The sequence below is a fragment of the Psychrobacillus sp. PGGUH221 genome (assembly GCF_042055255.1).
Taxonomy (GTDB): Bacteria; Bacillota; Bacilli; order Bacillales_A; family Planococcaceae; genus Psychrobacillus.
In genome coordinates this window covers 363,997-387,445 of record NZ_JAQMHQ010000001.1, presented here as the reverse complement: position 1 = coordinate 387,445, position 23,449 = coordinate 363,997, and the positions used below count along the sequence as shown (strand labels likewise).

Below are 23,449 nucleotides of genomic sequence, written 5' to 3'. Positions count from 1 at the left end.
GTACTGACCTTTACTTTATTCTTCTACTTTTGTTGCATTCAGTTGTAAATAATACCGAATAACATCTCGGAAGAAGGAGTGAAGCATTTCATTAAACATATGAAGAGCATCAAAAGAATACAGTCGATATGGATCCTCTTGGGAATAACCTCTAATATTAATACCTTCTCTTAAATGATACAGATTGTCTAAGTGAGTAATCCAAGATCGATCCAATATTTCTAAATAGATGGATTGAATATCGCTCCAATTCTCGTCATCTTTATCTGTATTATGAAGGACTTCTAAAGCAGTATTGTATACGTCCTCAAGCGTTTTTGTTAATTGCTCTTTGTTTTCAGTTTTTATAGATTCAAAAATAGTTTCATCTTTTAAAGTCAACATATTTATTATTTTTATTTCATCAATAATTTCATTTAAGATAGTTGAATTAGTAGTTTCATCTAAATTCAATTCTGGGATTTCTTCAACTAATCCATAAAATCTTTCTTGCATTGCATTTTCAATAAGCGATTGCATATTTTCTACTTTTAATGCTTTTTCACGGTAGTTATACATTACCTTTTGTTGATCGTTATTAATATCATCCAATTTTAATAGATGAGATCGACTAGAGAAATGCATGCCTTCTATTACCTTTTGTACATTATATACAAACTTCGTAGGATTAGGTGAAAGGATTAAGCCGGTGTTATCCGTTTTCACTTTACCTTTATACTTATCAAACTCTTCTTCATCGTAGTAATGGAAAAGCTCATCTTCAAGTGAAACGATAAATTGAGTGCTACCCGGATCACCTTGACGACCTCCACGCCCACGAAGCTGCATGTCGATACGAGCACTACTGTGGAGTTCGGTACCGATAATATGTAGTCCACCTAGCTCTGCGACACCCTCACCCAACATAATGTCTGTTCCACGTCCAGCCATATTCGTCGCTAACATAATTTTATTCATTTGTCCTGCACTTGCGATTAGTTCTGCTTCGTCTTCTACTGTTTTTGCATTTAAAATAGAATGTTCAATGCCCAATTCATATAGGTGAGCAGAATATTTTTCAGATTGTTCAATAGAAGTAGTGCCTATTAATACTGGACGTCCTGTCTCATGGTATTTTTGTGTTTCTTCTACGATTTTTTTCATTTTATCTTTAGCAGTTAAGTATACAAGTGTATCCATGTCTACACGTTTATTTGGTTTATTCGTAGGAATTTCAGTTACTCTTAAATTATACGTTTCCCAAAATTCATCACGTGAAGGAACGGCACTTCCTGTCATACCAGATACATGTTTATATAATCTAAAGTAGTGCTGAATCATAACAGAAGCTTGCGTATTATTTTCTTCTTTCACCGTAACCTTTTCTTTTGCTTCAATTGCTTGGTGTAACCCATCACTAAATGTACGGCCTTCCATAATACGACCTGTATATGGATCGACAATCATGATCTTATCATCTTTGACAATGTAATCTACATCTTTGCGCATAACAACTTTAGCTCGAAGGGTCTGCATTGCAATATGCATAAATTCACGGTGCTCGCTATCGTATACATTATCAATGCCGAAAGCTGCTTCTAATCGGTCTGCGCCATTATCGAGCAACACGATTTGTTTTGTTTCAGGATAATACTTATAATCTTCATCATCTTGGAAAGAGTCGATGACAAGATGCATTATTGGAAATAAGTTTAAACTTGCATTCGATTTCCCCGCAATAATTAAAGGAGTTCTCGCTTCATCTATTAATATACTATCCACTTCATCGATCAAAGCATAAAACAATGGTCTTTGAACTAATTGGTCTACGCCTTGAACCATATGGTCCCTTAAATAATCAAAACCAAATTCTGTTCCAGTCCCATAAGTAATATCGCAATTGTAAGCAGCTTGCTTTTCGTCAGTTTCTATACCTGAAACATTAAGTCCAACGGTCAAACCTAAAAACTCAAACAAAGGCTTCATTTGTTCGTAATCTCGACTTGCCAAGTATTCGTTGGCTGTAATAATGTGAGTTCCTTTTCCAAATAGAGCCATAACATAAGCAGGAAGGGTAGCAACTAAGGTTTTTCCTTCTCCTGTATGCATTTGTGCTATTTGAGATTGAGTTAAAACTGCACCACCCATTAGCTGAGAGTCATAATGACGCTTATCTAGTACTCGTTTGGATGCCTCTCGAACAACCGCGAATGCTTCCACAATTAATTCTTCAGGTGAAACTCCCTTATTTAATTGTTCTCGAAACAGGTCAGAATAAGCTTTCAGTTCCGCGTCTGTTTTATTTGTAAAAGAATCTTCTAAAGTATTTATTTTAGAAACTATTTTTTTTAGCTGTTTAAGTTCAATGACTTCGCCTGAAATCATTTTTTTAATAGAATGTAACATTTTCATTCTCCCTACTTTTATATTCCAACATCTATTATATCACGAAAAAATGAAGCTAGCATTTTCTAGTTGAATTGCTATTATTTCAATTATATTACAAGAATAAGTTTAAAAAGTTACCAAATGATGTTAATATTATTATATAAAATAAGGGGGAATTACAATTTGAAGAAAGTTTATTTACCAATTATTGCCGCTATGATAGCAACGCCAACAGGAAATATTGTAAGTGCAGAAGAGCTTACGAAGACAGAAGAACAATTAAATACAGAAGAAGTTGTAGAAGTAGATAATTCAGAAGAATGGTTAGAAGATGTTGTAGAGATAGAGCCAGTGGAAGAAGTAGTAGTAGAGGAAGGGTATGAAAACTTAGGTCCATTAATTTATAAATCTTCCGCAATTTCATCTAAAATTGCAGCAAATAATGAGGGAGACTACTTTATTTATTACATCATGCACGGATCTCCAGCAGCGTTAGTAGTTGTAGACTATGAAACGAAAGAAATAGTACATACATTTACATTAGAAGATTCAAAAAGCGCCTGGGGATTAGACATTGATGAGAAAGGAAAGCTTTGGATTGGTGGATCTGTTTCAAGTGTTCTTTATAGTTATGATCCAAACACGGAGGAATTTGAAAAGCATGGAAGTATTTTTTCGAATAAAAGTGATACTTCGATTCAAGATCTAATCGTTTCTGGAAATAAAGTTTATGCAGGATCTGCTTATGGTGGATCACTCGTTGCTTATGACACGGAGACAAAAGAAATAGAAGAGTTTGGGCAAATTCGTAAGAGAAAAGAATTTGTTAAAGCAATTGTAGCAGATGAAGAAACAGACGAGATATTTGTTTCGATCGGCTCACCAATGGATTTATTAGTAAAAAAGCCTAAAACAAAAAATTTCACTTCCTTTTTACCAGCAAAATATATGTCTGAAAAATATGCACAAGATTTAATCTTAACAGATGATTATGTAGTCGCAAGATTATATCCATCTAATGTTGCAGTTGTTTTTGATAGAAAGACTCTAAAGATAGTAGATGAGTTTGAATTAAAATCAAAAACAGTTTCAACATTATCTCCAGATGGAAAATCACTATATTATACAAAAGCAGAACAATTAATAAAATACGATTTTGAAACAAAAGAACATACAGAACTTGGATTATATTTACCAAAAGGTACAGAAGCTATTAACTTAGATTTCATCTTAAAAGAATCGGAAGAGGTAATAGAAGATGAAACTCAAAAAGAAGATAAAACTCAGAAAGAAGATATAGATGAGAAAGATACTAATGTTCTTCCTTCTAATAAGCCATTACTGAAAAGCACTCCCTCAGTAATCGATTCTTCTTTAGAGAAACTTGTCGATGAAGAACCAATAACTGAAGAACCAGTGAAAGAAGTACCAATAGAAGAGGAACCAAAGGAATGGATTTTATCTGGAATGGTTGATAATTTAGGTCAGCTATTTGAATACAATCCACAGACGTCTGAAATGAAACATTTTCAATTTGAATTACCTGAACAGCCAGTAGAATTATATACATTAGCTTCAAGCTCAGATGGGACGAAAATATTTGCTAATGGTTATATGTCAGGTGGACTTGGAGTATATGATGTAGCAACAGGGAACAAAGAATTATACCGAAATATTAGTCAAATTGAATCGATGTTTGATATTAATAATAAGCTTTATATCGGTGCATATCCACTTGCTAGATTGCTAGTTTATGATCGTTCAAAACCTTGGGATACAACAAATCCAAAAGAAGTTATTCGTTTGAACCAATATGGTCAAGAGAGAACAACTGCTGTAGCTCCTTATAAAGATGGAAAAGAAATTATATTTGGAACATTGCCAGATGCAAGTGTTGGTGGTGGTGCTTTAGCAATTTACGATACAGATACAGAGAAAATGGAAATACATGAAAACTATATATATAACCAGAGTATTGTTTCGCTCGTAAGTAGAGGAACAGAAGTGTTCGGTGGGACATCTATCCATGCGAATCAACAAGTAAATCCAAGGGGAGCAAGATTATTTTATTTTAATAGAAGTAATCCAGAAGACAAAAAGTATATTCACCTACCATTCGATTCAAGTATGATAACAAGTCTAATAGTAGATAAAGAGAATAAAGTGTGGGGAATGGCAGACGGTAAACTTTTCGTTTATACGGATGAATGGACAGATATAAAATATGTTGAATTATTACCTTTAATTTCTGGACGGTTCCGGAACGCACAAATTGTTGAGGGTGACGATGGCTATATTTACGGAAGTGTAGAAGGAAAACTCTTTAGAGTTACAAAAGATTTACAAGTTGAATGGTTGAAAGACAAAGGGGTTTATGGACTTGAGAAGGACATGAACGGAAACCTTTATTATTACGATGGCAGTAATCTTTGGAAATATACAATTGAAAAAAATCGCGATAAAAAACAACAAGAATAAGGAGAATTCCAATTAAATGAAACAAAAAATGCTATACTTTTTTATTATTTTTGCTATCGTCACGGGTGCAATTTTCCAACCAAGCCAAGCAGAAGCACAAACTACCAAAGTTTATTGGGACGGTATATTAATGGTTCCTGGTCAAGTCGGGAAAATTAAAGTAGTAAAACCGATAAACCTTTGGAAACGTACTTCAAATGGTTTAGTGTTTGAAAGAGTTTTAAAAGTAGGCGAGCAGTATCGAGTGTACCGTTATGATAACTTATATGGCGGACAATACGGACTTGGCGGTAATATGTACATTACGAAAATGGCGGGCTATGTAGACTACAAAACGCCTTCCAAAGCAAAATTAAAAGAGTTGGCAAATGCACAAGGAAATACAGTGCCAGGTAATTCATCAAATTTATTCCCAACTGAAGCTACACCTACCCTTACAGGTGGTAAAGTCTTGAGTCAATCTGTAACTCAACTTGCACCAGGTATTCGTAAAAAGTACTTCGATATAGATGGTGCGATTGGTGCACAAAACGTATTTATGATTGAATATGATGGCAAAACATCTAATATTGGATTTAAAACAGAACTTGCTAAAGACCAATTAATTGGTCTTGAAACAACTTCTTCCCAAGCAAATAGTGTGGAACAAAATGATTCTTACCATGTTGTTGCAGGAGTGAACGCCGATTATTTTGATAAGCAAGGTCAGCCTATTGATTTGATGATGATGGATGGTTCCATTGTTTCCACTCCGCAAACAAATATAAATGAATTAGCAGTTTTAGGTATTAAAGAAGACAATAAAGCAATTATTGGTGCTCCCAAAGTATCGATGAATGTTTCTGTAAACGGTCAGTCTTATGCTATTAACTCTGTTAATAGAAAAAGATTAGCGAATCATTTAGTAGTTTATACAAGAGATTTTGCAGCAACAACCAATACGAATGAGCTTGGTACAGAAGTTAGAGTGAAAGTAGAGTCAGGTAAATTAAATGGACAGGAAGTATTAACTGGAACAGTAATTGAGAATGTTACTGGAGTAGGAAATGCTCCTTTAAATAAAGGAGAAATCATTTTATCTGGACATAACTTTGCAAGCAAATTCTTACAAAATGTGCAAGTTGGAGATAAAATTGAGATTCAAACAGCATTTACTCCAGCTGAATGGAACGAAGTAAGAGAAGCTGTGAGTGGACGTTATCATTTAGTGAAAAACGGTACGATCCAAACGATTAAAGTTGCAGGAGTAGCACCACGAACTGCTGTTGGTGTCAGAAAAGACGGAAGTATATTTACAACAGTTATAGATGGAAGAGCAACTGATAGTAAGGGTTTAACATTACAAAATACGGCTAAATTGATGAAAGATTTAGGTGCAAATTATGCCATGACCTTTGATGGCGGTGGTTCTTCTACTCAGGTTACAAGAAATCTTGGCGATAGCAAAGTAACAGTAGATAATAAACCATCGGATGGAAATGAGCGAGCAGTATCAAACAGTTTATTATTTATTAGTAAATATAAAACAGGTCCTTTATATACGATTACACCAGCATCCAATGTAATGGAGGTATTCCAAGGGGCTGCATACACAGAATTATCTGTTCCTGTAAAAGGAATCGATCAATACATGAATCCGGTGGCTGTATCTGGGAATGGAAAAGTTACTTCATCCATTTTAAAATCAAGTGGTGGGAAACAAGTAGTGTCAGCGGCTCCAGGAACTTATTCAGGGGTAGTAACTTATGATGGAAAAACAACGAACATCAAAATCAAAGTAACAAATACTCTAGATAGTATTGTTCCATCTAATAGTTTCTTAGAAGTAGCAAAAGGACAAACGGTACAACTTTCTGCAAAAGGAATGAAAAATGGACAAGCAGTCTTAACAGAAGCATCTGCATTTAACTGGACTTCGACTGTCGGAACGGTACAAGCTAATGGAAAGTTTACAGCTCAAAATAAAGATGGTGTTGGTACAATTACAGTGAAGTATGGAACAAAATCTATTACCATTCCTGTAATTGTAGGTAATGTTGCTCCAACTATATTAGAATCTTTTAATAAAGGTATTTTTAATTATGAAGCAACAGGAGACCGTGCGAAATCTGTTTCTGTTCAGGAAGCTAAGAATGATAGAGACGGTACGAAAGCTATTAAACTAGTTTATGATTTTACGAATACTTCAGGAACTTCCGGAGCATACGTTAATGCAAAAACTAGATTGACAATCAGTACTCCTGCTAAAAAAATTGGTATGTGGGTTAAAGGTGATGGAAAAGGTAACTGGTTGAGAGCACAACTTGAAGATGCATCTGGAAAAGTAGTACATCTTGACTTTGATAAAAATGTAAATTGGACAGACTGGAGATTTGTAGAAGCAATCCTACCGACAGGTTTGTCTTATCCACTAAAAATGGATCTTCCAATTCGATACATGCAAACAGAAAATGCAAATAAATCAAATGGTGAAATAATTATTGATGATATTCAATCCATTTATAAGGACTGACTTTGTAACCAATAACCTATCCAATGGTTATAAGTAAAAAGTAGTAGCTGTTGCCAAGAAATTGGATTTGTGCTAACGTAATTAGTATGGATTTTGGCTAACTGTGGAGGGAAATACATGGCTTCGGAAGAAAAAAATAAGGTGGGTAAAAATTCACCTAGTTCATCGGCAGAAGAACATGCACCAAAAGTAATTGGTTATTACAAACGCCAAGCATGGGCTCTAAAAGTGTTTGAAAAAATTGATCAAGACAATGTAGTGCAAGATGGTAAAAATGTAATTCTTGCATCTTCTATTATTCAGTCCAAAAATGATTTGTATTTTCCTGCTTTCATACGAATCAACATTAAAGAAAAGGGACAAGTTGCAGGTGCTTATTTAATTGTAGAAGATGATGATAGTTTTCAATTATACCCTCTTGAAAACGCAATGGAAGAATTAGAAATGGATGAATTGCTACCATTTAAGTATCGTACCCTTGAGCAAATTGATGGAGACGAGTTTCAAGTAAATTGGCCAGATTTCTCATGAGAACAGCAAATATGCTAGTTACTGAGGAGTAAAGTAAGTAAGTAAAAAGATTCACCTTTATATGGAGTGTATAGAAAAGACTGATTATCGCTTATAATGAAGCGAAAAGTCAGTCTTTTCTTTATTTATATTAAACTTGGTTACAACTCTATTTTTATAGTATAATCATTAATTGAGGAAACTTTCATGTTGCTGATTCGTCTATTGGTTGAGTAGAAATAAAAAGGAAACTTAAATAAAAAGACAAGGATGATATTTTTGGATATAAAATTACTTCTTGCTTTTATCGTATCCCTGGTAACTGCTATCGCTGTTACTCCACTCGTTATAAAACTGGCACATAAAATTGGAGCTGTAGATAAACCTAACAAACGGAAGGTTCATCAAAACGTGATGCCAAGATTAGGTGGACTCGCAATATTCATTGCAGTTACAGTTGGATATTTTGTGGCAGGATTATATGAAGCAAAAATAACTGGTATTATGGTTGGTGCATTGATTATCATTGTTTTGGGAATAATAGATGATAAATATGAAATTTCTGCGAAAATAAAATTATTAGGCCAGATTCTTGCTGCTTGTGCAGTAATGGGAAGTGGTCTAACAATTGAAGTGTTAAATATTCCATTTTTAGGTGTATTTGATCTTGGGATATTTTCATATGTCGTTACATTATTTTGGATTTTGGCAATTACAAATGCAATCAACTTAATAGATGGTTTAGATGGGTTATCAGCAGGTATCTCCTCTATTGTATTTGCTAGTATTGCATTTCTGGCATTTTCAGCAGATAAAATGTTAATATTAACTCTTTCCTTAATATTGTTAGGTAGTACACTTGGATTTCTTTTTCACAACTTTTACCCAGCGAAAATCTTTATGGGTGATACAGGATCTATGTTTTTAGGATATGCTATTGCTATTCTATCGTTATTAGGATTGTACAAAAGTGTGACATTGTTTAGCTTTGTTGTACCAGTTATGATTTTAGGAGTACCAATTTTTGATACATCGTTTGCCATCATACGCAGACTTGTAAATAGAAAGCCGATATCGGTTGCAGATAAATCACATTTGCATCATCGATTATTGGCGCTTGGTTTATCACATCGAGATACGGTATTAGTAATATATGGATTTGGTTTAATATTTAGTATCGCTGCCATTACTTTTGAAACGTTAACGTTAAGATGGGCAATTTTTATCCTTGTCTTTATCTTGATCGCGTTTGAAATTATTGCAGAAAAAATTGGTCTTGTTAACGAAGATTATCGACCAATTATTTCTGTGTTCCGGAAGGTTGTTGGGTATAAGCGCAACTAGCTTTTTGACTGATGAGAAGCGTTTTATTGTTGTATTGAGGCAGCGCGCGGGCCCACACGATGTGGGTCATGCAACCGTTGCGACAGGGATGTCGCGAACTTAGGTTGCCTCGAATGACAAGTGTTTTCAATCAGACAAAGAGAATTACCTATAAAAGGGATTTTGTGCTTTTCACATATATAATTAATTTAATGATAGGTTGGTGTAAACGAAATGAAAGTACCAATGTTAGATTTATCTGAGCAATATGCATCTTTAAAAAGTGAAGTATTGGAAGCATTAGATAGTGTTATGAGTAGTTCACAATTTATTCTAGGTGATAACGTGAAGAAACTGGAAGCGGATATCGCTAAGTATAGTAATGTTTCTCATGGTATAGGTTGTGGAAATGGTAGTGACGCAATACATATTGCTCTACAAGCTGCTGGAATTGGTGCTGGAGATGAAGTAATTACAACACCTTTTACATTTTTTGCAACAGGTGGAGCAATTGTAAGAGCTGGAGCAACTCCAGTTTATGCTGATATTGATCCAGTAACATTTAATCTTGATCCTGCAGAAATTGAAAAACATATTACAGATAGAACAAAAGCGATTATTCCGGTACATTTATATGGTCAAATGGCAGATATGGTGCGCATTCGTGAAATCGCTGATAAACATAATCTAATTGTAGTTGAAGATGGAGCTCAAGCAATTGGAGCTAAACAAGGTGAATATTCTGTTGGTCAATTAGGAGATGCAGCTACATATAGTTTCTTCCCGACTAAAAACCTTGGTGCATATGGTGATGGTGGAATGGTCGTTACAAATAACGATGATATCGCTGAAAAAAGTAGAGTAATTCGTGTACATGGTAGTAAACCAAAATACTATCATAGCGTTCTTGGGTATAATAGCCGTTTAGACGAGATACAAGCTGCTGTATTAAATGTGAAATTCCCTCATTTAGATAAATGGGGTGAACAACGCAGAGAGCATGCAGAATTCTACACAAACTTACTAAATGAAAAAGTGTCTGAACATGTTCAAACACCTGTAATAGCAGAAGGGTTCTATCACGTATTTCACCAATACACAATATTGACTGAACGCCGTGATGAATTACAAGCTTACTTAAAAGAAAACGGTGTTGCAACGATGATTTATTACCCTCTACCATTGCATGTTCAACCTGTTTTTGAAAGCTTAGGCTATAAAAAAGGGGATTTCCCTAAAGCAGAAAAAGCTGCAGATCAAGCACTTTCTTTACCGATGTTCCCAGAATTAAAAGAGGAACAACAACAATACGTTGTAGAGAAGATTGCTGAGTTTTTTGCGAAATAATAAAACGGCAATTTGGTAGAGGGGGACGTTAACACGTTTCCCTCTACCTGCCTATATTTAGATGTTTTTTGAAGGAGAAGTGAAATGACGGAAAATAAAAGTTATCGTTTATACGATTCATTAGAATTTTTTTGGAGAAAGAAAGTATGGTTTATCATTATCCCATTAATTGTAGCTATTTTAGGCTATTTTGGTTCAATGCTTATTCCAAAAGATGGTGATTATGTTGGTAAAAGTACTGTATTCACTGGTTCAGTGAAACTAGAAGCTTTAACAAATCCAGACCATATTATGGCTAAGTATGGTCAAAATTTCTCGGGAAAAGCGGAAGTATTTGTACCAACTAGAAGTTATATTAAGACAGAGGTATACGGTGAAAATGAGGAAACAGTAACAAAAGAGCTCAATCAGTTTAATGATCAGTTATTAGAAGCATTAATGGCTCAAAATGATAAAATTATTGCTGGTACAGAGGCTTATGCGGTTGCTCAATCTGAACGTGTTAAGACTCTAAATAAGACTATCGAAGCTTATAAAGCTGCCTTGGAGAGTACAGATAATCTAACAGTTATTAATAATTACACTACGTTATTGAGTGCTGCTGAGATGGATTTAACAAATGCAATGGCTACAGAGCAACGTGTAAGAAATGATATTATTGCATTCGAACATCCTGAGTTGGCAAAAACATCCGTTGTAAAAACTAAATCTTATGGTTTAGAAGGTGCGATTGCAGGATTAGTCTTAGGGTTATTATTGACAATCTTTATTTTATCTTTATGGAAATACATTTTAGAAGCAAGAGGGAGTAAAAGAGCATGATTCAATTTGCAATTGTAGGTATGGGTTTCATCGCAGATAAACATATAGCTGCTATTCGCAATACAGAAGGCGCAAACTTATTTGCCATTTGTGATACAAACCCAGATAGACTAGTAATAGATGATGAAAACGTATTAAAATATACTGACTTAGATAAAATGCTTGCGGACAACCCTCAAATTGACGTTGTGAATATTTGTGTGCCATCTGGTCTTCACGCTAATTTGACTAAAATTGTTGCAAAGTATAAAAAACATATAATTACAGAAAAACCGATGGCTTTAAATTCAGCAGATGCGAAAGAGATGATGGACGTAGCAAACTCTGAGGGTGTAAAACTTGCAATTGTTCACCCAAATAGATACCGTCCAGCAATTATGGAAGTTCGTAAACTGATGGATGCTAATGGTTTTGGTAAGATAAGCCATGCAAATGCAACTGTTCGATGGAACAGAGGACAAGAATATTACGATCAAGCTCCGTGGAGAGGAACGAAAAAATTTGACGGTGGCGTTCTAATGAATCAAGCAATACATAATCTGGATTTGCTTTTATGGTTTATGGGCCCAGTGAAATCGGTTCAAGGTTTGGTCGCAACAAGATTCCGTGATATCGAAACAGAAGACGTTGCTACTGGAATTGTCGAATTTGAAAGTGGTGCACTTGGCGTGATAGAAGCTGCTACAACCATCTATCCTCAAAACCTTGAAGAATCCCTTTCCATTTTTGGAGAAACTGCTAGTGTGAAAGTTAGTGGGAAAAATGCTTTATATATTGAAACGTGGGATGTAGAAGGTTATAAAGATGAGGAAGTAGAATCATTAAAATCACGTATACAAAACGATCCTTGGGGTAAAAAAGGACACGATTGTATTATTGAGGATATGGTAGCTGCAATAAATGAAAATCGTGAGCCAGCTGTAAGTGGTTTAGACGGATATAATCCAGTTCGTTTAATCGAAGCTATTATTGAATCGTCCGAAACAGGAAAACGTATCACTTTCTCTTAATAGGAAAAGCGAAAGGCGCCTGCTTATCAGCGACAAGCTAATGTTTTTTGGGAGGTCTGCAAATTCGCCACATCCTGTGGCAAAGCAGACATGACCCGCATCGTGCGGGCCTAGGAGGCAGTTCCTCCGCCACCGGAGAAAATTGGCATTTGACCTCGAGCTGATGGCGCCTGAAGTCTAGACAGTTACTAAGTAGAATACTTTCTACTTTCTAATCGGTTAAAGAAGCGTTAGAATGTTGCAGATGCCATATTAATAATGGTGCATATGAAAAAACAAGTTTTCCATTCTTATTGATAATAAAGGAGAGACAATTATGTCTACATACTATGAAGAACTATTAACAAAAATTGAAAATCACACAGCTACAATTGGTGTTGTCGGATTAGGTTACGTTGGATTACCACTTGCTGTTGAAAAAGCAAAAGCTGGTTACAATGTAATCGGATTTGATGTACAAGAATCAAAAGTACAACAAGTTAATGAAGGTATTAACTATATTGGAGACGTTGTAGATAATGATTTAAAAGATATGGTAGAGTCAGGTCACTTAAAAGCATCTTCTGATTATGGTTCTATTAGCTCGGTAGATGCCGTAGCAATTTGTGTACCAACTCCATTAGATATTTACCAACAACCTGATACTTCTTACGTTGAAAGCTCAGTGAATGAAATTGCTAAATATGCTAAAAAAGGTACATTAGTAGTTCTAGAATCAACAACGTATCCTGGTACAACAGAAGAAATTATTAGAAAAGCATTAGAAGAAAAAGGATTTACAGTTGGAGAAGATATTTTCATCGCTTATTCTCCAGAACGTATTGATCCAGGTAATAAAAGCTTTAATACAAAAAATACACCAAAAGTTGTTGGTGGTATAACGGAAAAATGTACAAATGTAGCAGCTGCACTTTATAGCAGTGTTTTAGATGGAGATGTTCATAAAGTATCCAGCCCAGCAATTGCTGAAATGGAAAAGATTTTTGAAAATACCTTCCGTCATATTAATATTGCTCTTGCAAACGAAATGGCTATTTTATGTGAAAAAATGGGAATTGACGTTTGGGAAGTTATTGATGCTGCAAAAACAAAACCATATGGCTTCATGGCGTTTTACCCAGGTCCTGGACTAGGTGGACACTGTATTCCAATCGATCCTTTCTATTTAACATGGAAAGCTAGAGAATATAACTACCACACAAGATTAATCGAATTAGCTGGTGAAATTAATAACTCTATGCCAGACTATGTTATAACTCGAGCAATGCAAATATTAAACGATGAAGGTAAAGCACTGCGTAACGCAAAAGTATTATTACTTGGAGTTGCTTATAAAAAAGATATCGATGATATGCGCGAATCTCCATCATTAAAATTGGTTGAATTGTTATTACACCATGGTGCAGAGTTCAAAACGGTTGACCCGCATGTAGGGAAGTTCAGAGTAAATGGTCAAGTTTTAGAAACGACTGAATTAACGGATGAACTTCTAGATGAGGCAGATATCGTAGTTTTAGCAACAGATCATACTGCTTTTGATTATGAAAACATCGCTAAAAGATCAAAAGTAATTTTTGATACTCGTAATGCATTTAAAGGTATTGAAACTCCAAATCGTTATATCAAACTATAAGGAGCTGTGAACATGAACTTTATACATGAAACTGCTGAACTTGGCGAAAATACAACTGTTGGTTATTTCTCAGTCATTGAAGAAGGCGCGAAAATTGGTAACAACGTTCGAGTAGGTAATCGTGTAACGATTCATGCTGGCTCAATTATCGGTGATGGTACAACAATTGATGATGGAGCTGTAGTAGGAAAACAACCGAAACCTGCTAAAACTAGCACGATGCAAATTACAAAAGAAATTCCGCCTCTACAACTTGGAAAAGAATGTACTGTTGGAGCTAATACAATTATATATAGAGGTGCAGTGATTGGTGAAAGTACACTAATCGCTGACCTTGCAACTGTACGTGAAGATGTTGAAGTTGGCTCATTTGTTATAATCGGTCGTAATGTTACAGTAGAAAACTTCGTGAAAATTGGTGACCGTACTAAAATTCAATCGAATTCTTATATTACAGCGCATTCTACTTTAGAAGATCGAGTATTCATCGCACCATGTGTGACGACAACAAATGATAACTTTATGGGTAGAACAGAAGCACGTTTTGATAAAATTAAAGGTGCAACTGTAAAAAGAGGAGCTCGCGTTGGGGGAGCATCAATTATTCTTCCTGGAATTACAATTGCAGAAGAAACATTTGTTGCAGCTGGAGCAATTGTTACAAAAGATACGGAAGAAAAAACAGTCATTAAAGGTTTCCCTGCAAAATTCTTGAAAAATGTACCTGAGGAGGAACTTCTCTAAGTGTTTTCTCAGCTAAAACGTTTAGGAGCGGATTCGCTCCTTTACGCATTTATGAATGTAGGAACGAAGCTCATCGCTTTTATATTGTTTCCTTTATATGCCCATTATTTAGATGATACATCGCAAATCGGGTTGCTTCAGCTTGTCGATACTAATGTATCCATGCTTACTTTCTTAGTGATATTTGGTACCGATTCGGCTTTAGCATATTATTATTTTGAGTATAAAGATAAAGAAACACGCGAAAAATATGTTCGTTCCGTCATGACTTTCCGATTAACGATGGTTATCTTATTATTCGTCGTATTTTTAATTGGTGGAGATTGGCTTTCTTCAATATTATTAGACTCTGATGGATACTCTCAATTATTCTATATTGCACTTGGAACACTTTGCTTAGACACTATAGTGACACTAGTATTAACGATTTTAAGATATGAATTTCATACTAAGAGAGTGGTAGCTACAACTGTTGGAAAGATGCTTTTGATAGCCATCGTTTCTATTCTCTTCTTAATGTTCGTTTGGACTTCACTTGAAGGTATACTATTAGCACGATTGATAAGTGTAGGAATAATTGTATTAGTTTTAATAAGACCAGTAAGAGTATACTTACGCCCTTTGTTTGATTGGAATATTTTAAAGAAAATCTTAGTTTATGCCGCTCCTTTGGTTCCTGCATCTTTAGCTTTTTGGATAATCGCAAATGCAAATAATTACTTTTTAACAGCATATGCAACAATATCTGATGTAGGGATTTACGGTACAGCTATTAAATTTGCTACTTTCATTACTTTACTGACTAGTGGAATACAACTAGCTTGGAGACCATTTTCAATGTCACTAAAAGATAAAGAAAGTAGTCCAAAGTTATTTTCTACTTTATATGCCGCATTCTTATTGATAGGTAGTTTAGGAGTTTTACTATTAGCTACTGCTATGCCATGGATTATTATGGTTATGCCAGAAAAATTTAGAATTGCGTTTCAATATGTAGCACCAATCTCTATCGCTACATTTTTAAGTTTTTATTATATGATTGTCTCAACAGGGATATTTTACACGAAACAGACGAAACATATTTCTATCGCATTTGGAATCGCGGCAGTTGTTTCGTTAATATTAAATTTTATATTCGTACCTATTTTTTCAATATGGGGTACTGTTATTTCATATGTAGGATCATATTGTTTAGCATTATTTATAGTGTTCCGCAAAAGTCAAAAGCTTTACTATGTTCCATTCTCAGGATTTAAAATGGCTTGGACAATATTTTGGTTAATAGCGGCAACACTTAGCATTGTATATGTACAATTAGAAGATTTAAATAGCTGGTTAATTGTAGGAGTATGGATAGTATTTATTATCTTAATACTACTTGTTCGAATGGATAAATATTTTGTGAACAGAAAGTAATGGGGGAAAAGACATGTCGAAAAAATGTATAACTAACCTTAGGCATAAAGATTTTTATCCTATTAAAGGTGTGGGGTATGAAGGTTTTTTTAGAGGTTATTTCTACTATGAAAATCAATATGTCACCCATGAAAATTTTACGAGCCTATTTAACAATGATGATCTTTTTTCCATGGAGTTTGCTCGATGGAACGGAGAATATGCTTTAACTTTTACGAATGAAAACAAAACAACGCTTGTTACGGATATGAAACGATCCATTCCACTTTTTTATTCAACAGATAAAGAAGGAAACTGGATAGTCCAAGACTTTATCGAGCCTCATGAAGGCATGAAATTGAGAAAAGAATCGGAAGAGGAGTTTCTTGTTACAGGCTTTGTTTTTAGAGATAAGACATTGTATGAAAAATGGTACCAAGTGCCTGCTGTATCAACAGTCACATTGACGGATCAAGCGAAGCAAACTTATTATTATTCGTATGTGTTGGAGAAAGAGCCAGAATCCATTGATTCATTTGCAGAAGAGCTTGAACATGTGTTTCATTCATTGTTTGACGATTTGGCAGATAGATTGCAAGGTAAACAAATTGTCATTCCACTAAGTGGTGGATATGATTCAAGATTGATCGCTCTTATGTTGGTGGAAAGAGGGTTGAAAGATTCTATTACTACCTTTACATATGGTCGACCCGGTAATGGAGAGTCCACAGTGAGTAAGCAAATTGCGGATCGTCTAGGGCTAAAGTGGAAATATTTCGCTTATGATAAAAAGATGTGGGAAGAAATGTATCGATCACCAGATTGGAAAGACTATGTTGTGTATTCAAGTAACGGAGTTTCTGTAGCGCATCTTCAAGATTTTCCAAGTACGAAGCTTCTAGTTCAAGAGGAAAATCTAAAGGATGCTGTATTTTTACCAGGGCACTCATTAGATTACTTGGCTGGTGGACATTTACCATACGAATCGATTGTGAATAAAGATTTTGAAGTAAGTGAAATTCAAACCTTTATTATGAATAAACACTTTCGATTATGGGAGCTTTCAGGTGAGAAAAGCTATGCTTCGACTACTATTGGTAGAGGGCTCATAAAAGATATAGAAGTTTACTCAAATTACACGAATGAGCGTGTGACTTCTATTATTGATGAGTGGAACTGGAGAGAAAGACAATCAAAGTTTATTATAAACTCTGTTAGAGTTTATGAATATTTTGGACAAGGATGGTCGATTCCATTGTGGGATGACCGATTGATTCACTTTTTCAGTAAGGTTCCAGTTGATTTGAAGTATAAAAAATATTTGTACGATTACACATTGCACAAAATGTATCCGGATTATTATCCATTACCAGAAAAGCCGGGTCCTGAAAATTCGATGAGAAATAAATATGGATTACTCTATCCTTTATTGCGCAAAATATATCGAATGAAAAATCTTTATCGAAAATATTTTGATGAACCAATGGAGTGGTATGGAATCTATCCAACGTATAAACAATACGTCAAATCACTAACGTTTAAAAGAGATGGTCAAAAATACGAGCATCCATACAATATCAATTCGTTTATCGTAAAAGATATGATTCAAATGATAAAGGAGATTACAAAATGAAAGTTCTTACCATTCTAGGGGCAAGACCACAATTTATTAAAGCAGCTCCTGTTTCGCGTGTGTTACGAGAAGAGGTTACTGAGCTTATCGTGCATACGGGTCAACACTATGATGCAAATATGTCTGATATCTTCTTTGACGAGTTGAACATTCCCAAACCAGATTATCATTTAGGTATTGGTTCTGGAAATCACGGAAAGCAGACTGGCGAAATGCTTGCTAAAATTGAAGATATTATTTTAACAGAAACACCGGATTTTGTACTTGTATATGGAGATACTAACTCAACACTTGCAGGTGCACTTGCTGCGGCAAAACTTCATATTCCAATCGTGCATATCGAAGCAGGTCTTAGAAGCTTTAATATGAAAATGCCAGAAGAAGTAAACCGTATCTTAACAGATCATGTGTCGAGCTTGCTTCTTTGCCCGACAGATACTGCTATCCAAAACTTAACAAACGAAAACATTACGAATGGCGTTTATAATATTGGTGATGTTATGTATGACGCAGTTTTATACAATAAAACACTTGCGGAATCTACTTCCTCTATTTTAGAGCGTGAAAAATTACAAGCAAAAGATTATTTACTCATTACGATTCACCGTGCTGAAAATACGGATGATGTTGATCGTATGAAATCAATTTTAGATGCATTTAGTCAAATTCCTGACAATAAAGTTTGGCCGATCCATCCGCGCACGAAGAAAAAACTTGAGGATTATGGATTCCAATTGGACCAAATTCCTAACTTACAAGTAATTGAACCAGTTGGTTATTTAGATATGCTTTCTTTAGAAATGAACGCGAAAAAAATAGTAACTGATTCAGGTGGTGTTCAAAAAGAAGCATATTTTGCCGAAGTTCCATGTGTGACAGTACGAGATCAAACTGAGTGGGTTGAAACACTAATAGAAGACGCGAATATCCTTACTGGTACAGATACGACTAAAATAGTTGAAGCTGTACAAAAGCAAGTGACTCCATCTTACACCCCTGTTTTTGGAGATGGAAAAACAGCTGAAAAAGTGTTAGCTTTACTAAAGGAATATACAGCTTAATTCAGCAACCTAAGCTGAATTGAGTTATAGCCTCAAGCGGATGCAACAAATTTTTGATGGGGAACTTATTGAGCGAGCCCGTTAAAAATCTTGCGCAATTGCCCCGAGGAGTAATTGATGAATTTAAAGTAGGTGTGAGCTTTGTTAATTTTTAGCATATGGCTCTTTACTGTGGTGGCTTCCACATACCTTTTCCAAAAGGTTTCTGGAAGCCTTTCTCTTGTAAAGCCAAATATGATTTCTATAATATATTATTATTCATTCCTTATCTCCAGTTATATTGGCGGATTATTAATCGCATTAGGAATAGATGATTATTATATGATCAAAAGAATGGACCATGAGGAATATCGGATCATTGGATTTGTTTTATTGACGATATTAATGATTTTGTTCCCACTTACGCAGCTAGTTGTAGGGAGACTTTTTGGTTTTAATGCACAATTAGAATTTGAACGATACCTACATGAACCCGTTCGTACAAGTGTAGATAAGAATAAGAGAATATTTCAACTTGCATTTACTGCTCTTGCTGCAATATCTGTTTTAGCTGTTGCTTATACTTTATTAAAAACGCATTCAGTCCCTATTTTTGAACTATTAAAGGGAAATACAGAGGATCTTGCTAAGATGCGTATTGATGCATCAAGAGGGTTTAGTGGAAACGTGTATATACGAAATATTTTTGCTATTGCTTTAACGCCAATACTATCGATAATTGCATATGTATATGCAATTCAAACAAGAGAATTAATTTGGAAGACACTATTTTTTACGCTTTTCATATTTTCAGTATTAATTTCTACATATGATTTAGCTAAATCTCCAATCTTCTTTTATGTCATCATGTTAATACTTACGAGAGTTTTTTCAAATAGCTTAAAACTTAATTGGAAAAAGATAAGTGGATACCTAATAGCAGGTACAGTACTGTTAGTCGTTATGTATATTGCTATACAAGGAGTGACAGAGGTAGAAAGCTTTTTAGCTTATAATACTGGTCCAATCGGAAGAATAATCTTGGCGCAAATTTCACCATTCTTTTTGCATTTAGATACATTCTCTCATTCACTATCTTTATTAGAAGCAAAAGGACTTCCTTCTTTTATCATCGGCTTTTTTGATATTGAACAAGTTCGTTCTGCTCGAATGATGATGGAAAACGTTTTTCCAGAGAATGTGGATAAAGGAACTGGTGGAGTATTAAATACAATATTCTTAGCAGAAGCTTTTGCTATGTATGGATATTTTGGTGTCATCGCTGCAATTATTTACGTTGCGGCAATCATTCAAATCATTTATATGCTCTTTTTGAGATTAAGAAAAACACCAGTTGTCATCGCATTATTTGTATATTTTACAATTAATATTCCAAGAACTCTTGTCGGTGGGGTTTCCGATTTCTTATTTAACCCAATTTGGATTATGACGACAGTTGTTTTAGCTGGATTATATATTTTAGAGCAATACTTTACGGTAATATGGAGTTTTCTGATGAGCAAAGTGAAGAAGAAAAGAGTGAAGGCATGAAGAATATTATTATTTATTATCCTTTTACAGTCGCTTCCAACCCGAAAAGTGGCTCTGCATTACGACCAGTTGAAATGATGAAGGCATTTGAAGCTTATGCAAAAAAGTATGAACTTGAAATGATTGTTATATCTGGAACTAGTAAAGAAAGACGTGTGCTTTGGAACAAGATTGTTGAAGAGAAAAAACACGAGCAAACATTGTTTTGCTATTCGGAAAACCAAACAATACCTCTTTGGCTAACCGATCCAGGTCATAGACCACAGGATTGGAAAATAGATAAAGATGTATTTCAAACATTGAAGAACCTTAATGTACCGATCGGTGTTTTTTATCGAGATGTCTATTGGAAGTTTGACGAACTTTATTCATTAAAAGGGTTGAAAAAATTCGTCATGCAAACTATTTATAAAATGGAAGAAAAGTTTTACGAAAAATATGTGCATACAATTTTTTTACCAAGCGATGCAATGGGGCAGTATGTAAATATACGCACTGAAAAAATGGCACTTCCACCAGGTGGACGGTTTGCTGAAATTCGTGTAAATACAAATGAGATTCAACAACCGTTTAAGGGAATCTATGTTGGTGGGATTAATAATGATGATTATGGATTGCCAACTCTAGTAGAGGCTTACAATCTGTTAAATAAAGACAGTGTATTAGGTGAATTAATAATTGTTTGTCGTGAAGATGAGTTTAGCCAATTAAGTAAAGAAGATAAAGAAAAGATAAACAAAGATTATATTTCATTAAAGCATGTTAGTGGTGCAGAACTACAACAAGTATATGAAGAAGTAGACTTTGCTTTTATTCCTCGAAAAAGATCAATCTACAATGATTTTGCTGTTCCGATAAAACTAGTGGAATATTTAACTGCAGGTCTACCAATTATCGCAACAAATTGTTCCGCACAAGAAGACTTTATCCAGTCAGGTCCATATGGAGTTATTACGACTGACGATGCAGAAGGACTCGTTCAAGGAATGCAATCAATCAAACCACATTTTTCAACATATAAAAGAAATATTCAACAATCGTTTTTACAGAAGCATGCATGGAATGAACGTGCCGAACAAGCGGCGCATGCGCTGATAGGAGGCATAAAATGAAAATAGCATTATTAGCTCCAAGTAAATCAATTCATACACAAAAATGGGCTTTGTTTTATCAGTCACAAGGTATTGAAGTAAAAGTGTATACATTTAAAGATCATTACTCTGAAGACAATGCTAAACTAATACCTACAGAAATTTTACCAAAAGTATTACCTGGTAAAGCTTCCTACTTGGCGGCAGCACCAGCCTTGAAAAAGATGCTAAAAGATTGGAATCCAGATATTTTACACTCACACTTTGTATCAAGCTACGGCTTATTAGGTGCGATGGTTAACTATAAAAAGTATTTTGTGTCCGTATGGGGAAAAGATATTTTTGTTTTCCCTAAAAAAGGCAGATTAAATAAAATGCTAATCGAATTTACGTTAAGTAAAGCAACTGCTATTTGTTCCACAAGTCGTGTTATGGCGAAAGAAACTAATCTATACACAAATCGTCCAGTAGAAGTAACTCCTTTTGGTGTAGATATTGAACAATTTTACCCTTCTGATGAAGTAGCTGAAGCGGACGAAAAAATTATCGTTGGGACAGTTAAAGCTCTAGAAGACAAATATGGTATTGCCGATTTAGTAAGAGGCTTTGCGTTGTTCCATAAGGAATTTCCGAATTCTGAGCTTATTATTACAGGTGACGGCCCACAAAGACCAGAATATGAGCAAATTGCAAAAGATCTAGGTATTGATGAGGTTACAACCTTCACTGGAAAAGTACCAAATACGGAAGTACCTAATGTCATTCGTAAAATGTCTATTTTTGCTGTTCCTTCTACAGAGGATAGTGAAAGCTTCGGTGTAGCAGCAGTTGAGGCAATGGCCTGTGGTGTACCGGTTGTTGTTTCCAATGTTGGTGGCTTGCCAGAAGTAGTCGTTCAAGACGTAACTGGGATCGTAACGGATAAAAATAGTCCAGATCAGCTAGCAGCAGCATTTAAAAAGCTAGCTAGAAATAGTGACCTAAGAGCTTCAATGGGTAAAGCTGGAGTGGAACATGTAAAAGAAAATTATAGCTGGATAGATAATGCGCATTATATGCTTTCTTTATATAATAAATATTTTTGATTCAATACTGACTGATAAATGAAAAGGGGAATGAACATGATTAAAAAAGCGGTTATTCCTGCAGCAGGATTTGGAACTCGTTTCCTTCCTGCAACAAAAGCATTGCCAAAAGAAATGCTACCAATTGTAGATAAACCAAATTTACAATATATTATTGAAGAAGCAATCGCTTCTGGAATTGAAGATATTATTATAGTGACCGGTCGCAATAAAAAATCGATGGAAGATCATTTTGATAAATCGATTGAATTGGAATTGCTTTTGAAAAAAACAGGTAAACTAGAGTTACTTGAAACAGTAGAAAACATTTCTAACTTAGTGGACATTCATTATATGCGTCAAAAAGAGCCACTTGGATTAGGACATGCTATTCTGTGCACGAAAAAGTTTATCGGTAATGAACCATTTGCTGTTTTACTTCCAGATGACATTATTGATGCAGAAGTTCCTGCATTAAAACAAATGATAAATAAGTATGAACAGGTAGAAAGCAGTATTCTTGGGGTTAATGAAGTGCCGACAGAAGATGTTAATAAGTACGGAATTGTAGACTACAGTGAAGCAGAAAACGATTTATTTTCAGTTAAACGATTAGTTGAGAAACCTGCTATCGAAAATGCACCATCCAACCAAGCAATCGTTGGACGATATATTTTAACACCAGGTATTTTTGAAGAGTTGGAAAAAGTACAACCCGATGCAAAAGGTGAAATTCAGTTAACTGATGCAATTGATTCATTACTAAGAAAAGAATCTATTTACTCTTACATATTCGAAGGAAAACGATATGACGTTGGAGATAAATTTGGATTTTTACAAGCAACATTTGACTTTGCATTGAAGCGTGACGATTTAAAAGAACCGTTACTTGCTTATTTGAAGAATAAATTGAAAGAATAAAACGGTGA

The 23,449-nt window shown here is 34.9% G+C and carries 17 protein-coding genes; 16 read left to right on the top strand and 1 reads right to left on the bottom strand.

Annotation, left to right across the window (positions count from 1 at the left end; all coding sequences use genetic code 11):
- Positions 1 to 15: 15 nt before the first annotated feature.
- Entirely contained in the window at positions 16 to 2,385 is a 2,370-nt protein-coding gene (gene secA, locus PGC35_RS01800) for a preprotein translocase subunit SecA (protein ID WP_375217946.1), read from the bottom strand.
- Positions 2,386 to 2,550: 165 nt separating this feature from the next.
- Here secA and PGC35_RS01795 point away from each other — a divergent pair, with 165 nt between their 5' ends.
- From PGC35_RS01795 to galU, 16 genes are all read left to right on the top strand, one after another.
- On the top strand, positions 2,551 to 4,845 hold the full coding sequence (locus PGC35_RS01795; RefSeq protein WP_375217945.1) for a hypothetical protein: 2,295 nt from the start codon (positions 2,551 to 2,553) through the stop codon (positions 4,843 to 4,845).
- Positions 4,846 to 4,861: 16 nt separating this feature from the next.
- Positions 4,862 to 7,357 carry a phosphodiester glycosidase family protein gene (locus PGC35_RS01790; protein WP_375217944.1) on the top strand — a complete coding sequence of 832 codons (2,496 nt, stop codon included), beginning with the start codon at positions 4,862 to 4,864 and terminating at the stop codon, positions 7,355 to 7,357.
- Between the two features lie 117 nt (positions 7,358 to 7,474).
- Complete coding sequence (locus PGC35_RS01785; protein ID WP_053590345.1) at positions 7,475 to 7,888, top strand: hypothetical protein; 414 nt, start codon at positions 7,475 to 7,477, stop codon at positions 7,886 to 7,888.
- Positions 7,889 to 8,146: 258 nt separating this feature from the next.
- Complete coding sequence (locus tag PGC35_RS01780) at positions 8,147 to 9,211, top strand: glycosyltransferase family 4 protein (RefSeq protein WP_375217943.1); 1,065 nt, start codon at positions 8,147 to 8,149, stop codon at positions 9,209 to 9,211.
- A gap of 213 nt (positions 9,212 to 9,424) precedes the next feature.
- Positions 9,425 to 10,537 carry a DegT/DnrJ/EryC1/StrS family aminotransferase gene (locus tag PGC35_RS01775; protein ID WP_053590343.1) on the top strand — a complete coding sequence of 371 codons (1,113 nt, stop codon included), beginning with the start codon at positions 9,425 to 9,427 and terminating at the stop codon, positions 10,535 to 10,537.
- Between the two features lie 84 nt (positions 10,538 to 10,621).
- A complete protein-coding gene (locus tag PGC35_RS01770) occupies positions 10,622 to 11,359 on the top strand; it encodes a hypothetical protein (protein ID WP_375217942.1) in 738 nt (245 codons plus the stop codon).
- The gene (locus PGC35_RS01765) at positions 11,356 to 12,369 is read left to right on the top strand and encodes a Gfo/Idh/MocA family protein (RefSeq protein WP_375217941.1); all 1,014 of its coding nucleotides are present in this window, start codon (positions 11,356 to 11,358) and stop codon (positions 12,367 to 12,369) included. The genes PGC35_RS01770 and PGC35_RS01765 overlap by 4 nt, the downstream gene beginning before the upstream one ends.
- Positions 12,370 to 12,685: 316 nt before the next feature.
- Complete coding sequence (locus PGC35_RS01760; RefSeq protein ID WP_056827714.1) at positions 12,686 to 14,002, top strand: nucleotide sugar dehydrogenase; 1,317 nt, start codon at positions 12,686 to 12,688, stop codon at positions 14,000 to 14,002.
- Between the two features lie 12 nt (positions 14,003 to 14,014).
- Entirely contained in the window at positions 14,015 to 14,746 is a 732-nt protein-coding gene (locus tag PGC35_RS01755) for an acyltransferase (protein ID WP_053590339.1), read from the top strand.
- Positions 14,747 to 16,162, top strand: coding sequence for a lipopolysaccharide biosynthesis protein (locus tag PGC35_RS01750; protein WP_375217940.1), 1,416 nt, complete (start codon positions 14,747 to 14,749; stop codon positions 16,160 to 16,162). It begins immediately after the preceding gene.
- Positions 16,163 to 16,175: 13 nt separating this feature from the next.
- Positions 16,176 to 17,774 carry an asparagine synthase-related protein gene (locus PGC35_RS01745; RefSeq protein WP_375217939.1) on the top strand — a complete coding sequence of 533 codons (1,599 nt, stop codon included), beginning with the start codon at positions 16,176 to 16,178 and terminating at the stop codon, positions 17,772 to 17,774.
- Positions 17,771 to 18,835, top strand: a complete 1,065-nt coding sequence (wecB, locus tag PGC35_RS01740; protein WP_275784675.1) for a non-hydrolyzing UDP-N-acetylglucosamine 2-epimerase — start codon at positions 17,771 to 17,773, stop codon at positions 18,833 to 18,835. The genes PGC35_RS01745 and wecB overlap by 4 nt, the downstream gene beginning before the upstream one ends.
- A 234-nt stretch (positions 18,836 to 19,069) precedes the next feature.
- Entirely contained in the window at positions 19,070 to 20,365 is a 1,296-nt protein-coding gene (locus PGC35_RS01735) for an oligosaccharide repeat unit polymerase (RefSeq protein ID WP_375217938.1), read from the top strand.
- On the top strand, positions 20,362 to 21,477 hold the full coding sequence (locus tag PGC35_RS01730) for a glycosyltransferase (protein ID WP_375217937.1): 1,116 nt from the start codon (positions 20,362 to 20,364) through the stop codon (positions 21,475 to 21,477). Before PGC35_RS01735 ends, PGC35_RS01730 begins: the two co-directional genes overlap by 4 nt.
- Positions 21,474 to 22,541 (top strand): glycosyltransferase, encoded by a 1,068-nt coding sequence (locus PGC35_RS01725; protein ID WP_375217936.1) that lies wholly within the window; start codon positions 21,474 to 21,476, stop codon positions 22,539 to 22,541. The genes PGC35_RS01730 and PGC35_RS01725 overlap by 4 nt, the downstream gene beginning before the upstream one ends.
- A 36-nt stretch (positions 22,542 to 22,577) precedes the next feature.
- The gene (gene galU / locus PGC35_RS01720) at positions 22,578 to 23,441 is read left to right on the top strand and encodes a UTP--glucose-1-phosphate uridylyltransferase GalU (protein WP_056827700.1); all 864 of its coding nucleotides are present in this window, start codon (positions 22,578 to 22,580) and stop codon (positions 23,439 to 23,441) included.
- Positions 23,442 to 23,449 lie beyond the last annotated feature (8 nt).

What these genes read in the sequence shown, in the direction of transcription:
- PGC35_RS01760 (WP_056827714.1), top strand. Translation starts at nt 12,686, where the DNA reads ATGTCTACATACTATGAAGAACTATTAACAAAAATTGAAAATCACACA.
- PGC35_RS01725 (WP_375217936.1), top strand. Translation starts at nt 21,474, where the DNA reads ATGAAAATAGCATTATTAGCTCCAAGTAAATCAATTCATACACAAAAA.
- PGC35_RS01770 (WP_375217942.1), top strand. Translation starts at nt 10,622, where the DNA reads ATGACGGAAAATAAAAGTTATCGTTTATACGATTCATTAGAATTTTTT.
- PGC35_RS01775 (WP_053590343.1), top strand. Translation starts at nt 9,425, where the DNA reads ATGAAAGTACCAATGTTAGATTTATCTGAGCAATATGCATCTTTAAAA.
- PGC35_RS01745 (WP_375217939.1), top strand. Translation starts at nt 16,176, where the DNA reads ATGTCGAAAAAATGTATAACTAACCTTAGGCATAAAGATTTTTATCCT.
- galU (WP_056827700.1), top strand. Translation starts at nt 22,578, where the DNA reads ATGATTAAAAAAGCGGTTATTCCTGCAGCAGGATTTGGAACTCGTTTC.
- PGC35_RS01735 (WP_375217938.1), top strand. Translation starts at nt 19,070, where the DNA reads ATGATTTCTATAATATATTATTATTCATTCCTTATCTCCAGTTATATT.
- PGC35_RS01755 (WP_053590339.1), top strand. Translation starts at nt 14,015, where the DNA reads ATGAACTTTATACATGAAACTGCTGAACTTGGCGAAAATACAACTGTT.
- PGC35_RS01790 (WP_375217944.1), top strand. Translation starts at nt 4,862, where the DNA reads ATGAAACAAAAAATGCTATACTTTTTTATTATTTTTGCTATCGTCACG.
- PGC35_RS01765 (WP_375217941.1), top strand. Translation starts at nt 11,356, where the DNA reads ATGATTCAATTTGCAATTGTAGGTATGGGTTTCATCGCAGATAAACAT.
- secA (WP_375217946.1), bottom strand. Translation starts at nt 2,385, where the DNA reads ATGTTACATTCTATTAAAAAAATGATTTCAGGCGAAGTCATTGAACTT.
- wecB (WP_275784675.1), top strand. Translation starts at nt 17,771, where the DNA reads ATGAAAGTTCTTACCATTCTAGGGGCAAGACCACAATTTATTAAAGCA.
- PGC35_RS01730 (WP_375217937.1), top strand. Translation starts at nt 20,362, where the DNA reads ATGAAGAATATTATTATTTATTATCCTTTTACAGTCGCTTCCAACCCG.
- PGC35_RS01785 (WP_053590345.1), top strand. Translation starts at nt 7,475, where the DNA reads ATGGCTTCGGAAGAAAAAAATAAGGTGGGTAAAAATTCACCTAGTTCA.